Source organism: Enterococcus sp. AZ063, from assembly GCF_051715045.1.
GTDB classification, from domain to species: Bacteria; Bacillota; Bacilli; order Lactobacillales; family Enterococcaceae; genus Enterococcus_D; species Enterococcus_D casseliflavus.
The window spans coordinates 2657812-2671645 of record NZ_JBIOTA010000001.1 but is presented as its reverse complement, the minus strand read 5'-3'; the positions used below and the strand labels follow the sequence as shown (position 1 = coordinate 2671645).

At 42.1% G+C, this 13834-nt stretch carries 14 protein-coding genes and 1 other RNA gene; 10 read left to right on the top strand and 5 right to left on the bottom strand.

Annotated features, from left to right (window positions below; all coding sequences use genetic code 11):
• Window positions 1–133: 133 nt before the first annotated feature.
• The 3 genes from IGK61_RS12595 to IGK61_RS12585 are packed head-to-tail and all read left to right on the top strand — an operon-like array spanning window position 134 to window position 2941.
• The gene (locus tag IGK61_RS12595; protein WP_167826982.1) at window positions 134–1207 is read left to right on the top strand and encodes a dipeptide epimerase; all 1074 of its coding nucleotides are present in this window, start codon (window positions 134–136) and stop codon (window positions 1205–1207) included.
• Between the two features lie 21 nt (window positions 1208–1228).
• Window positions 1229–2140 (top strand): C40 family peptidase, encoded by a 912-nt coding sequence (locus tag IGK61_RS12590; RefSeq protein WP_074536023.1) that lies wholly within the window; start codon window positions 1229–1231, stop codon window positions 2138–2140.
• A gap of 36 nt (window positions 2141–2176) precedes the next feature.
• Window positions 2177–2941 carry a serine hydrolase gene (locus IGK61_RS12585; RefSeq protein WP_074536021.1) on the top strand — a complete coding sequence of 255 codons (765 nt, stop codon included), beginning with the start codon at window positions 2177–2179 and terminating at the stop codon, window positions 2939–2941.
• A gap of 53 nt (window positions 2942–2994) precedes the next feature.
• On the opposite strand, the gene IGK61_RS12580 is transcribed toward IGK61_RS12585, so the two are convergent.
• Complete coding sequence (locus IGK61_RS12580) at window positions 2995–3696, bottom strand: GntR family transcriptional regulator (RefSeq protein WP_074536019.1); 702 nt, start codon at window positions 3694–3696, stop codon at window positions 2995–2997.
• 171 nt (window positions 3697–3867) lie between these two features.
• On the opposite strand from IGK61_RS12580, the gene IGK61_RS12575 reads away from it, so the two are divergent.
• The gene (locus tag IGK61_RS12575) at window positions 3868–5172 is read left to right on the top strand and encodes a PTS sugar transporter subunit IIC (protein ID WP_015510115.1); all 1305 of its coding nucleotides are present in this window, start codon (window positions 3868–3870) and stop codon (window positions 5170–5172) included.
• 15 nt (window positions 5173–5187) lie between these two features.
• Entirely contained in the window at window positions 5188–6603 is a 1416-nt protein-coding gene (locus IGK61_RS12570; RefSeq protein ID WP_074536017.1) for a glycoside hydrolase family 1 protein, read from the top strand.
• A 53-nt stretch (window positions 6604–6656) separates the two neighbouring features.
• Here IGK61_RS12570 and IGK61_RS12565 read toward each other — a convergent pair whose 3' ends face one another.
• Together IGK61_RS12565 and IGK61_RS12560 are read right to left on the bottom strand one after the other, a co-directional pair.
• Window positions 6657–7757, bottom strand: coding sequence for a mandelate racemase/muconate lactonizing enzyme family protein (locus tag IGK61_RS12565; RefSeq protein WP_074536015.1), 1101 nt, complete (start codon window positions 7755–7757; stop codon window positions 6657–6659).
• 508 nt (window positions 7758–8265) lie between these two features.
• Window positions 8266–8634, bottom strand: a complete 369-nt coding sequence (locus tag IGK61_RS12560; RefSeq protein ID WP_074536013.1) for an ACT domain-containing protein — start codon at window positions 8632–8634, stop codon at window positions 8266–8268.
• Between the two features lie 491 nt (window positions 8635–9125).
• Here IGK61_RS12560 and IGK61_RS12555 point away from each other — a divergent pair, with 491 nt between their 5' ends.
• The gene (locus tag IGK61_RS12555; RefSeq protein WP_074536011.1) at window positions 9126–9371 is read left to right on the top strand and encodes a nitrogenase subunit molybdenum-iron protein alpha; all 246 of its coding nucleotides are present in this window, start codon (window positions 9126–9128) and stop codon (window positions 9369–9371) included.
• Between the two features lie 63 nt (window positions 9372–9434).
• Entirely contained in the window at window positions 9435–9602 is a 168-nt protein-coding gene (locus IGK61_RS12550; protein WP_074536009.1) for a 3-oxoacid CoA-transferase, read from the top strand.
• A gap of 367 nt (window positions 9603–9969) precedes the next feature.
• Here the strand turns inward: IGK61_RS12550 and ssrA are convergent.
• Both ssrA and IGK61_RS12540 read right to left on the bottom strand, forming a co-directional pair.
• Window positions 9970–10333: a transfer-messenger RNA gene (ssrA, locus tag IGK61_RS12545) on the bottom strand.
• A gap of 62 nt (window positions 10334–10395) precedes the next feature.
• Entirely contained in the window at window positions 10396–11166 is a 771-nt protein-coding gene (locus IGK61_RS12540; RefSeq protein WP_005231883.1) for a Cof-type HAD-IIB family hydrolase, read from the bottom strand.
• Window positions 11167–11311: 145 nt separating this feature from the next.
• On the opposite strand from IGK61_RS12540, the gene IGK61_RS12535 reads away from it, so the two are divergent.
• From IGK61_RS12535 to IGK61_RS12525, 3 genes are read left to right on the top strand one after another with little or no spacing between them, the layout of a single operon-like run.
• Entirely contained in the window at window positions 11312–11662 is a 351-nt protein-coding gene (locus tag IGK61_RS12535; RefSeq protein ID WP_010749705.1) for an SdpI family protein, read from the top strand.
• Entirely contained in the window at window positions 11643–12356 is a 714-nt protein-coding gene (locus IGK61_RS12530) for a response regulator transcription factor (RefSeq protein ID WP_010749704.1), read from the top strand. The genes IGK61_RS12535 and IGK61_RS12530 overlap by 20 nt, the downstream gene beginning before the upstream one ends.
• Window positions 12356–13816 carry a sensor histidine kinase gene (locus IGK61_RS12525; protein ID WP_005229120.1) on the top strand — a complete coding sequence of 487 codons (1461 nt, stop codon included), beginning with the start codon at window positions 12356–12358 and terminating at the stop codon, window positions 13814–13816. The genes IGK61_RS12530 and IGK61_RS12525 overlap by 1 nt, the downstream gene beginning before the upstream one ends.
• Window positions 13817–13834: the final 18 nt, after the last annotated feature.

Genomic DNA, 13834 nt, shown 5'->3' with positions numbered 1-13834 from the left:
AGACGAGAAAAACGTTACTAGAATGTTTAGCAACTTGATAACAAGGAATAAAGCAGTTCTTTTTCTAGCAGCGAACAATGACGTATTCATTTTAGCTAGATAAGAACTGTTTTTCTTTTTGGGAGGAACACCAATGAAAATCACAGCAGTTGAAACCAAACGAATTCCGATCCAGCTGAATGCACCGTTTAAAACGGCCCTCAGAGAGGTGCACGCCGTCGAAGTGATTCGAGTGCTGCTTTTTTTTGATAATGGGATCGTTGGCATCGGAGAAGCAGCACCTACCGAAGTGATCACCGGTGATACAAAAGAAAGTATTTTAAAAGATATCGAAACGGTCTTTGCCCCGTTCCTGTTAGGCAAAAAGGTAGATGCCCAATTGCTAGTAATGGATGAGCTTCATGCGTTGATCCAGCATCATACGAGCCCAAAAGCGGCGATTGATATCGCGATGCATGATGCACTGGCAAAAGCGGCAAACTTGCCTCTTTATCGCTATTTAGGTGGTTCTGCCAATACACTGACAACCGACTATACGATCAGTGTTGGCTCACAGGAGCAGATGCTGCATGATGCCCAAGCGAAAGTCCAGGCGGGATTTCGCTCCTTGAAAATCAAACTAGGGGCAGGAACGATCGAAGAGGAAGTTGCGAAAATTCGCCGCATCAATGAAAGCTTGGCAGGAAAGATCCCCTTTCGAATCGATGCGAATCAAGGCTGGACCAAAGAAGAAGCGGTGCAGATTTTAGACCAATGGCAAGACATTCCGATCGAGTTTGTTGAACAGCCAGTAAAAGCCCATGATTTTGCTGGACTCAGCTATGTGACTGCTCGTACGACGATTCCAATCATGGCCGATGAAAGTCTTTTTTCCTATGAGGATGCCAAGCGTTTGATTGCTGAAAACTGCTGCAATTATTTGAACATTAAATTGATGAAAAGCGGCGGGATCAAAGAGGGACAAAAAATTTATCACTTGGCAAAAGAGCATCAAGTGCCGGTGATGGTCGGTTCGATGATTGAAGGGTATGGGGGAATGGCGGCAGCCGCCCATTTTGCTTTGGGGATGGCTGATGTCCAATTTTATGATCTGGATGTTCCTTTTATGTGGGAGACCCAAACGACTTCCCCTGAAACACAAGGGATTCTTCAGCGTCCAGGAAGCTTGAGCGTCACCGAACGCATCGGGCTAGGAATCAACGAATAAACAGTTATGAGAGGAGCAAAGATGAAACAAATTGTTCAGGCTGGCTCTTCCTTCTTATGGAAGGAACCCAAAGAAAACAAAGTACTAGCAAAAATCAAAGCATTTCCTTTAGAAGCGCTGCACACTTTTTTGACTGATGAAGATACGATGCGGCTTTACCAGGAAAGCTTAGTGGACTCCGAAGTATTATATGGGACGATAGTAGAAGTCATCGCCCAAACGGATGGTTGGTCCCATGTGATCGTCTTGGATCAAATAAGCAATAAACACCCACTCGGGTATCCCGGTTATCTGCCGAACGAGGTATTGAAGCCATTGCCACCAGATTATGCAACAGCTAAAAGAAGGATTGGTGTGATTGCAAAAGAAGCCGTGCTTGTTTTTGACTCGACCACACGACTCGTTTCTTTTGGAACAGTTTTACCACTTGTTGGGGAAACCGCAGATTCCTATCAAGTGGCTACGCCTAATGGACTAGCAACGATTGCTAAAGCTTTTGCACACGACCTATCGGATACATGGGCAAAGCTCCCAGAAAAAATGGTTGCTTTAGCCGAACAATTTATAAACCAGCCCTATGTCTGGGCAGGCATTAGCGGCAGTGGCTTTGATTGTTCTGGATTCATGTATTCGCTGCATCGACTTCATGGTATTTTGATCCCCCGTGATACGATCGAGCAAGCACAACAAGCAAACACCGTACCTTACAGTCAGGCACAACCAGGGGACCTGCTGCTGTTTGCTTATGAAGAAGGAAAAGGCGAAGTCCATCATGTTGGGCTGTACTTGGGAGATGATGAAATGATTCATTCAAGAACACCCGGATCGCGGGTCATGAAAACCAAAATCACTGGCTCTAATTATGAACCAGAGCTCGCAGTTGTGGCGCGTTATTGGCAAAAACAGCCGAATGAATCACAGGAATGCTCATGAACATTCTTTTCATGAACGTAAGGAAAGGGGCATTTGATGGGAAAAGATGACTTGCGTGTAGCAATTGAGCCTATTCTAAAAAACTATCAGACAACCTTGGAAATGGGTTTATGGATCGGTACGCCAACGGAATGTCTCATTGACTATCAGAGTCAAAAGTCGTTTTCGGCAGCGAGTATCAGTAAGCTTGTTTTGTACGCGTATTATCTTGAACAGATTATCGAAGAAAAAATCGATCCGCAACAGCTGATCGGTGTGAACGCCGTTGATCTGACAGGGGGTGCTGGGGTGATCCGTCTTTTTCCTCAGAAGAAAGGTTGGACCATCAGTGAACTTCTCACGGCGATGATCGCCGTATCTGATAATACTGCGACCAATGTACTATTGGACTTAGTAGGGTTGACCACGCTTCAGGCCTGGATTCAGGAGCCAGAGATTCAATTTGAACGGTATATGATGCGACCGACCAAAGACAAAGAGAACCGCTTGACCCCCGCGGCGGCTGCCAAACTACTACTAAGGTGTGTTAAACGAGAAGAAGCTGCACTAGGATTTTCACCCTTAAATCAGCAGCAATTTCAAGAAGGATTAGCGGGAAATTTTGCGGAAACTGCGTATCCTGCTTGCCGCATTTTTAATAAGACAGGCCGTCTTGACCGCATCGAACACGATGTAGCGTATTTACAAGCCAATGAAACGACGATCATCATTGCGGCATTTTCCTATGATAAAACCGGTAGTGGTCAAGGGATCAGTTGGCTAAGAGAAATTGGTCAAACAGTCTATCAGCAATATTTTTAAGTAAAATGCGCTGCGTATCGCTCCTCACTTAGAGGCACTTGATCCGCAGCGTATTAATTATTTACAACAATAAAATCCCCCATATCATAGCGGTGCCGTGATTGTGAAAATTCAAAAGGCGTCCCATCGCCGAGGTAAACCGTTTGCTCAACTTCTAAAATGGGATCGGTGGCAGCACAAGCTAAGTATTGCTGGTCATAGGTGTCTGCACGATCCGCTTTGATACGACGGACAGATGTTCCAATCGAGGAGTGGAGTTGGTTCGTGATGTAGCTATAGACGGAAGAGGATAAGACTTCTTCGGTAATGCCAGGAATGACATGAAGCGGCATGATGGTATATTCTAAAACCACGGGTATATCGTCAAACAGGCGCAAACGAACGATATCATAAATTTGCTGGTCACTGCGAATTTTTAGTTTTTCTTGTTCTTTCTCATCGGGAAAAAGAATGGCAAAAGAAATGATCTTGCTGGTGATTTTTCCTGTCTCTCCAAGGCGCTTGGTCAGGCCACGATTGATCTTGGCGTTGTAATCGAAGGTTGAATAGGAATCACTGATAAACGTACCCGTGCCTTTTTTACCGTAAATAATGCCTTCCATTTGTAAAATATTCAATGCTTTTTGAATCGTCACGCGGCTCGTTTGATAATCCGCAGCCAGTTCGGATTGCTTCGGCAATTTTTTCTCTTCTTCGTAAAACCCGTGATTGATTTTGCTCCGTAAATCGGCAGCGATGTCATGGTAGTTCGCCATTTGCTTCACCTCAAAATAATAATAAGTGATAAAACGAAGTATGTAAACGTGGAGCTTTACATACCCTGTTTTGAAGGCTTTTCCTGCGTTTACATTCTTCAGGAAATGAATTACATTTGTAATGTAATCGTTTTCTAACAATTGAAGAATAGGGGTATAGGAGGGAGTTTTATGCAAGGATTTATGGATCGACTCGCTGACGTTTTAGGAAAGTTTGCCAATAGGATCAATAATTTACGCTACATCATGGTCATTAAAAATGCCTTTGCTGCTTTGATTCCAGTAATCATTACAGGGGCGTTTGGTACATTGTTTTCAGCAATGGTTTTTGATGCTGAAAATGGATTGGCACAAATCGAGGCACTGCGCTTTTTAGAAAGTTTAAAACCGATCTCATCTGCGGTCAGTTATGTGACGTTGAGTTTCCTAACGATCTATGCAGTGTTTCTGATTGGGATTGAGCTAGCAAAATTAAATAAGATTTCTGGGGTCTTTCCAGGAATCATCGCAGTGATGTCTTATCTTTCTGTTAATCCAATGATCTTTGAATTTTTGCACGAAGATGCGACGGTGGTTGCCGAAAACGTGCTGGCTAAGCAATATACTGACACGAAAGGCCTATTTTTAGGCATGTTCGTTGCGATCGTTTCCATCGAGCTTTATGCGTGGTTAGGAAGACAAAAACGGCTGCAGATCACGATGCCTGATAGTGTTCCAGGGAATGTTTCGGCAAGTTTTTCGGCATTGTTTCCAACGATTTTCACCGTGACCATCATCGCCACCGCTGGTTTTGCTATCAAAGCACTCACAGGGATGTATGCTTACGATATCATCTACAATGTCGTCCAACGACCACTGGAAGGGATCGTCCAAGGATTACCAGGTATCTTGTTGTTGATGTTTATCGCACAAGTTTTTTGGGTCATCGGGATTCATGGGAACCAGATGGTCAAACCCATTCGCGAACCATTGTTGCTGGCAGCGATCGCTGTCAATACGGAAGCTTTTGAAGCTGGAAAAGAAGTACCCAATATTATTACGATGCCGTTTTGGGATATGTATATGAGTATGGGCGGCTCTGGGGTTACGATTGGGTTGCTGATTGCGATTTTGATCGTCGGCAAGCGGGAGGACATGCGCCAAATCACTAAATTGTCATTAGCACCTGGGATTTTCAATATCAATGAGCCAGTGATCTTCGGAATGCCAATTATGCTGAATCCCATTTTGGCGATTCCCTTTATCCTGACACCGTTAGTAACAGGAACGATTGGGTACGTGGCGACAAGTCTAGGCTTTGCCGCTAAAGCCGTGGTAATGGTCCCATGGCCGATGCCACCGATCGTCAATGCTTATCTAGCTACTGCTGGGGATATCGGGGCTGTGATCACGCAAGTTATCTGTATTGTCGTGGCGATTTTGATCTATCTACCTTTTGTTTTGGTAATGAATCGTACGACCAATGAAGTTGCATAAAGGAGTTTTAAAAAAATGGTAAAAATACCTGAAACATTTATTTTAGGGGCTGCTTCGTCTGCTTGGCAGACAGAAGGCTGGCAAGGAAAGAAAGAAGGGCAAGATTCGTATCTCGACCGCTGGTACAAAGAAGAACGCTTTGTCTGGCATAATGGCTACGGGCCTGCTGTTGCGACGAATTTTATGGAAAAGTTTTCAGAGGATGTTGAACTGATGCAGGAGGTTCATTTGACCCATTACCGAACATCGATCAACTGGGCGCGCTTCTTTACCGACCATGAACAGCTGATCGTTGACGAAGATTATGCTGCTCATATTGATCAGCTTATCGACCAATTGCTTGCGGCTGGGGTCGAACCGATGCTTTGTTTGGAACATTATGAACTGCCAGCTAGTTTGATGGATGCCTATGATGGCTGGAGCTCGCGGAAAGTGGTCGATCTATATACCCGTTATGCCGAAATCGCCTTCGAGCGTTACGGTGATCGAGTCAAACAGTGGTTTACCTTCAATGAGCCGATCGTTATTCAGACTCGTTGCTATCTCGATGCGATCCGCTGGCCCCATGAGCAAAACACAAAAAAATGGATGCTTTGGAATTATCACAAAGTATTGGCATCCGCCCAAGCGGTGGCTGTCTATCATGAAAAAGGCTATGAGGGGCGCATCGGTTGTGTGCTAAATCCAGAAATGGTTTACGCACGCTCTTCCTCACCAGAGGATCAAAACGCGCAAAAAATGTACGATCTTTTTTTCAACCGAATCTTTTTTGATCCAATGGTCAAGGGGCATTATCCAGATGAACTTATCACACTTTGCCAAACCTATGACATCTACTTTGATCCGACAGAAGAAGATTTGGAAACGATCCGCACCCATACGGTGGATTTCTTAGGTGTCAATCAGTACTACCCGAAACGCGTGCGGGCACCACGATATCAATGGCATTCGGATACACCATTTCATCCAGAAATGTTTTATGAGACCTTTGATTTGCCAGGAAAACAAATGAATAACTCCCGTGGCTGGGAAATCTATCCGAAGGTCATGTACGATATGGCCAATTATCTTAAAGAGAATTATGGCAATATTCCATGGCTGATCACTGAAAATGGTATGGGGCGGGAAAATGAAGAACAGTATATGGATGCCACAGGTCAAGTCCAAGATGATTATCGGATTCAGTTTATTACCGAACATCTTTACTGGCTGCTAAAAGCCGTCGAGGAAGGCGCCAACTGCGAAGGCTATATGCTTTGGGCATTTACCGATTGCGTTTCACCTATGAATGCGTTCAAAAACCGCTATGGTCTCGTACGAATCGAGCTAAATGAAGAACGGACTCGGTCATTAAAAAAATCAGCCGCTTGGTATCGTTCCCTGATTGATGAACGGTGGCTTCAATTTGAAGAAAAACCATTGATTCTGTAATAAAAACCCACGTTGATTTCCTCATCCTAAAGGAAATCAGCGTGGGTTTTCAGTTAAAAGGGTTGCTTATGAGGAGCAAGTTTCTCCCAGTCAAAGGTGACGCCAATCCCTGGTTCTTCTGGGGCAATCGCACAGCCATCGGATGGATCGATCACTAACGGTCTCGTGGTGTATTGATCGATTGGGAAACTGTGCATTTCGAGATACCCAGCATTAGGCATCGCTGCTAGTAGACTAACGTGCAATTCTTGCATGCCATGTGTAGAAACAGATAAGTTACTTGTTTGTGTTAAGGCAGCAATTTTCAACCAGCCGGTGATCCCCCCGCAATTGGAAGCGTCGGGTTGCGGAAAATCGACATTGCCATATTTGATCATATGAGCAAATTCGATAGGGGTGCGTAAGTTTTCTCCGCCTGCCACCGCAATTTGCCCTTCTTTAGCGATACGAGCGTAGCCTTCGTAATCTTCGGGGATCGTTGGTTCTTCAAGGAACAAAATGTCATAAGGCGCCATCAGTTTGGCGGCTTTGATCGCTTTTTCAACAGACCAGCTCATGTTGGCATCCACCATAAAGACAACCTCAGGACCAATCAATTCTCTGACCGCTTTTATTCGAGCAATATCTTCGGCAAGTGTTTTTTGTCCCAATTTGATTTTGACCGCTTTTAATCCCATGTCTAAATATTTTTGATTATTGGCTAAGAGTTTTTCAAGAGGAAAGTTTAGATCAATCGCACCACCATAGCATTTTACTTTGTTGCTTGCGCCGCCTAAAAGTTTGTAGAGGGGTTCTTGTGCTTTTTTCGCACGTAAGTCCCACAAGGCGATATCACAAGCCGCAATGGCGAAACTTGCTAAACCGCCTCTGGCAACATAGTGGATGCCCCAGTTCATCTGATCCCACAAGGCTTCCACACATGCTGGATCTTTCCCTAAAAGGATCGCTTTTAGTTCTTTATCGATCAGTTTGGCGATCGATTCGCCACAGAAGCCACCAGTATACGTATAGCCGACCCCTTCACGTCCATCATCAGTAACGATCTTGACGATAGGCACTTCAAAGTGGGTGTGTAAGCCGTGCTTCGCATCTTCCATGATTTCTGGAAGAGGTATCCGATAATACGCTGTTTGTACATCTGTAATTTTTGCCATTAAAAATCCTCCTCAAATTAATGTTCACGTGTGCATTTTAATGTTAACGTTTGCATAACCATGGTAGCATGGGAAGGCGAGATTGACAAGGCTGAATTTCCTCAAATTCAAAACTTTAAAAGAAGGAGGATCGCTATCGAAGGGATCGCATCTCATCAACTGATGCTTCACGTAACGATTTAGAATATAAACAGATATTGGGAATATTAGCTAGAAATGAAGTGAAACCCCTATAAATTGTCACAAAATAGCATTTTGTTTATTTTTAAAGCATAGTTATTGAATAAAAATCATTTTTGTATTATGATTATCTTAACAACGAGCAATGAAGAGTACTGGGGCAAATGAAAGCTTGGGGAAGTCTTTTATTTGGGATACCCAGTACTCTTATCTTTGTTAAACGACAAGTGAAATACAAAAGAACGACTGAACTTCTTTGGTTCAGTCGTTCTTTTGTATTTCAAAAAGCGAGCGAGAGTAACTTGTCGTAAGGAAGAACAAGTTTTTCTCAATTGACAAAGGAATAATCATTGGCGGTTAAAACAGTACGAGCTTGTTCTATCTGATGCTCCTTGATTAAAATATAATCAGTATTGAAGGTAGAAACAGCAAAAATACTGATTGACTCCTCGGCTAGAAGGGAAGAGATTTTTGCAATAATGCCAATTAAGCTAAAATCCAGCACACCAATTATTTTCATCGCTTTCCATCCATCTTCTCTGTTTAGTGTTTCAGCTGGAACCTTTGCCGTTGGTAACACCAAAGAAAGTTCTTCTGACGTATGGGCAAAAAATAGAGGAACGATCTTCAGTATCGAAGGATCAATACGCTCTACTTGGATGACAGAAAAAGAGGGTGCCAATAAGGTTAGTTTCATCTAATCACGTCCTTCGTTTGATGCAAACATCATATCAAAGGATAAGAAAGAAGGGAAGGCGATTATCATTTGATCACGTACGATTCTAAGCGTTGTGTCGTTTCTGCGAGGCATAACAGACGGGTAGATTCTATACAGATGAAAATAAGCGATTAAAACTGATGGGTATACCTCTGTTTCTGGAGAAGAAGAAATATCAATTGGATCCGCAATCTATGCTGAATCAGATTTGAAATCAATCGAGTTAATAGAAGATAAATAGCACTCAATCATAAATCAATGGTTGAGTACTATTATTGTACATAAAATTATGGTGGACAGAGGAATGGAACATAAATCACTAATTGTTTGATTGGAAGAAAAATTGATACTGAGGATCATAAAGAGAAGAAGGAACATGCTAAATTTTAAGAAGACCTTACAAGATTCAAGGAGAAGGTAAAGAACGCTTTGTAATATTTTGATAAACTTTAGTCAAGGTGGTGTGATGAATGGATAAATTTTTCAATTTTATTAAAAAAGGACTTTCCGAAGAAATCAATTTTTTTATGTTTTCCATAGATTTGGAACATTATTTAGTCGATCACTACGAGGAAATGTATACCGAAAACAAGGAAGCTACATTGTACCTGAATGATTTACTTCCTGATGAGGCTGAGAAAATGGAACCTGGAATGAATCCAGATAGTTTTTGTGAACGAGTAAAGGAAATTGTAGAGAAATCGAAAACACTTTAATTAGCACTTTTTTTACTGAGGCAGAGTCATATCAAGCCAGCAACGAACTATCATAGATTGCTGATGATCAAGCAGATTATGAAACTTACATCAAGCTTTGATGAAAAGAAACATCTTCAAAAAATTTCATGCGATGAGGCAGGGAAAATAACTATTTTAGAAGCAAAGAAAGCCGTTGAGAACACAAAACAGGAGTGGAAAAAAAGTGTATCTAAAGATACTAAGGAGTAAAAAGCCTTAAATCAAAAATAGAGTAAAAAAATCAGCCCAAGAAAAACTCGCAAAAAAGAGATTCGTATACAATTTGGTGAGAAGGTACGCCATTGAAGAGCATTGATTGCTTAAAAAAGCATCTGACTTCACTTGAACAATTAATTTAGGTTCAATCGGTATAAGAAATACAATCTAAGAAAAGCGAGGAAAAGCACATCGATGCGAAGATAAAATTTGACCACCATTTGACTACCAAATGACTACCAAATAAGAAAAACTACGAAAAACATTGCGAATCCGAAAATACAAAAAAAGTGTTCAAAACCTCTTTAAATCAAGGTTTTGAACACTTAGGAAAAACTACGAAAATCTAATCGATTTTTCTTTATGGAGATGGCGGGAGTCGAACCCGCGTCCAAACATATTGCTACCTAAAAATCTACGCTCATAGTCAACTCATTTGAAGGTTCGCTTTACAGCTTGCCGAGTGACAGGCAGTCTGTATCGCTAGTCTGATGATCTCTTTTTTATCTTACAGACGGAAAGATAAAACGTATCCCACTTAGAATAGGACCCTTACTCGAGCACATGGGCGATGCCGAGAGGATCTACGCTAACTGTTTTTAGGCAGCTAAAGCGTAAGAGTTTTCGTTTTTAGCAGTTATATTTAACTGTAACGTTTTAACGTAGACGTAACCTACGAAGCGCAATTCAGGCTCAACTATGCCTGTCGAATCCGTAACATCCCCTTGATAAAAGGGGTATCGCTACCATTCATTAGTATACCATAGTTTTGCCTGTATGCAAAGAATCAGATTAAGTCAAAGTGTTTCAGGGCGTGCACGATCCCGCCTTCGGTATTTTTCAGGGTCACGAAGTCTGCCAACTCTTTCAACTCTTGAATTCCATTTCCCATTGCAATTTTGTGGTCGCAGGCTTCTAAAAGAGCGAAGTCGTTGCTGCCGTCACCAAAGCCGAAGGTAGGTACATCTTCTAGACCCAACAATTCTACCAAGGTTTTTACGCCCGTCCCTTTAGAGGTGCCAGATTTTACGACATCGATGGAAAAGGGGGTATTACGATAAAAAGTTAATTCTGGAAAACGCTCATGATAATAAGCATCGTTGCCGACACCTAAAACCAACAACATATTGGTCCGATCTGTTTCATAATGCAGAGGATCGATTTCTGGTAAAGGACTGCGGACGTAGTTGTACGCACCAATCATTTCCTCAGTATGTCCAGTCGCCCAATAGCCTTTCTCATTGTAATAACACAGTTCATCGCCATTGTCTTTCACTGCTTGGAACATCCGTGCGCAAAGTTCGGGTTCAAGGGTATCGGAAAAAACTTCTTTGCCGTCAATACGGATAAAGGCACCATTCATAACGATGTTCGAGGTGATCCCAGCTGCTTCACGAATGGCGGTAACTTCAGGTTCGGTTCTTCCCGTTGCAATGATCGGCAGTACTTGGTTTTTTCGCAACATCGCCATCGCTTCAGCGATTTCGGATGTGATTTGCGAGTGTTCATCTAAAAGCGTACCGTCAAGATCAAAAAAAGTTAATGCTTTATAGGTCATGTATCTTACTCCTAAGGTTTATAGTCATAGTCCACTCACAATCTTATCAAAGATTGAAAAAAAGGCAAACCTTTATGAATAATCGGTGAAGTTGTTGGTAGAAGAAAGAAATTCGAGTATACTATAGGAAGAATGGAGTGAAACGATGATTTTTTTAGTAATTGGCATCATTTTTTTCTTGATTGGTCTCACTTTTTTTCTTTTTCCATCAAAAAAAATGAACCTTATTTATGGCTACCGTTCCTATTTAGCAAAACAAAATGAACGCAACTGGCGGCATGCTCAGAAACTATGCGCCCGTTATTTTCTGCTTTTTGGCGGAATCATGGCTCTCATTGGGTTTGTCTTGAAATGGCAAGAATGGACCAATTTTTTCCTAGTTGAAATGATCGCGATCCCTTGGTTCATCGTGCCGATCTTTGGCCTGATCGAAGAGAATCTGCAACGATTTGATAAAGAACATAGAGGTGAAGAAAATGAATATATTAATGATTGAAGACAACGAATCTGTTTCTGAAATGATGCAAATGTTTTTCTTGAATGAAGGATGGGAAGCGGCTTTTAAGTACGACGGCAAAGAAGGACTGGAAGCCTTTGCTGCTGAACCAGACAAATGGGACATGATCACCCTTGACTTGAACCTTCCTTCCATGGATGGCATGATGGTGGCGCGCGAAATTCGCAAAATCTCCAGTACAGTACCTATTATTATGTTGACGGCTCGTGATTCAGAAAGCGACCAAGTCATCGGGTTGGAGATGGGGGCAGATGACTATGTGACGAAACCATTTAGTCCACTGACCTTGATCGCGCGGATCAAAGCCTTACACCGCCGCAGTGAATTGGTTGAAAAAACAACGCCTGAAGCTTCCGATGCAACTTTTGATGTTGTGACCGATCATTTCAAAATGAACACAAAAACACGGGAAGCCTATTTAAATGGCAAACCCATCGATGGGTTGACGCCGAAGGAATTTGATTTGCTTTATACGTTAGCGAAAAAACCGCGGCAAGTCTTTTCACGAGAGCAATTGTTAGAACTAGTTTGGGATTACCAATATTTTGGTGATGAACGGACGGTTGATGCGCACATCAAAAAACTAAGACAAAAAATAGAAAAAGTGGGACCTCAGATCATTCAAACCGTCTGGGGTGTGGGGTATAAATTTGACGATGCAGGTGCTGCTTAATGCGCTACTTGTATCAACAGCTGATTGCGTTTTTTGTTGTGATCTTCGTGATTTTGATGACGATTGGTATTGCGTTTACACAAATGACGCGCCAAACATTACAAGAACGAAATTATGAGCAGTTAATGGGGTATGCTTCGTCGGTCGCGACGATTTCGCAAATCAGCGATTCAGAATATTTGCAGCAAAATATGACGCGAGATGGCTATCTGCAATATTCTCTGCATTTGGCTGAAAATATTTTGAGCAACCAAGACATTTCTTTTGCTTTCTTTAAAAGCCCCGATGACATTATTTATCCATTAGATACGACTCGTGCGGTGGATTTTCCAATTTCTGAAAAAGACTGGCAATCCTTAGAAAACGGGGCGCGTCTGCAATTGACATCACCCACGAATCTATATGGGGAAAAAGAACTGACTTCCTATGTTTTGATTCCTTTTTCTGTCAATCGAACGGATTTTTACGGGGTGATGGTGGTTTCACAATCGGCAAGCAGCATCTTGAATCTTGTCAGTGCTTTTAACCAAAACTTGTTTAAAGTATGTTTGATCTCGATCGTCGTTTCCTTATTGATCAGTTACCTATTTGCTACGTTCCAAGTAAGGCGGATCAATCGCATGAAACGAGCAACCAAGGAGATCACCAATGGCAATTTTGATATCTTCTTGCCAGTGCATAATCGGGATGAATTTGATGAGTTAGCCGAAGATTTTAATTTAATGACGAAATCCTTAAAAGAGTCGCAAGAGGAAATTGAACGACAAGAAGAACGTCGTCGGCAATTTATGGCAGACGCTTCTCATGAGATGCGCACGCCTTTGACGACCATCAATGGCTTATTGGAAGGGTTAGAGTACAACGCGATTCCTGAAAATCAAAAGGACAATGCGATCCGCTTGATGAAAAATGAAACCAATCGCTTGATTCGGTTAGTCAACGAAAACCTTGACTACGAGAAAATCCGAACCAATCAAATCTCGATGGTCATCAAAAAATTCGATGCAACGCAAACCATTAAAAATCTGCTGACGCAACTTGAGAGCAAGGCAGAAATCGCCAAAGATGTGTTGATTTTAGAAACAACAGAGCCAATTGACGTCTATGCCGACTACGATCGTTTCGTCCAAATCATGGTCAATATTTTACAAAATGCGATCCAGTTTACGGAAGATGGAGAAATTCGGGTTCGAATCGAAAAAGGCTACTTGGAAACGATCATCGAAATCAGTGATACGGGAATCGGCATGTCTGAAGAACAAGTCAAGAATATTTGGGATCGTTATTACAAAGTCGATCCTTCCCGTAAAAACCGTCAATTTGGTGAATCAGGTTTGGGCCTATCGATCGTTGAACAGCTCGTACGCCTGCACAAAGGAAAGATCAGTGTAGAAAGTGAACTTGGCAAAGGCACGACGTTTAAAATCTCTTTTCCTGATATCGACTTAAATGAAGAATAGCAATCGACCGGCAGCAAT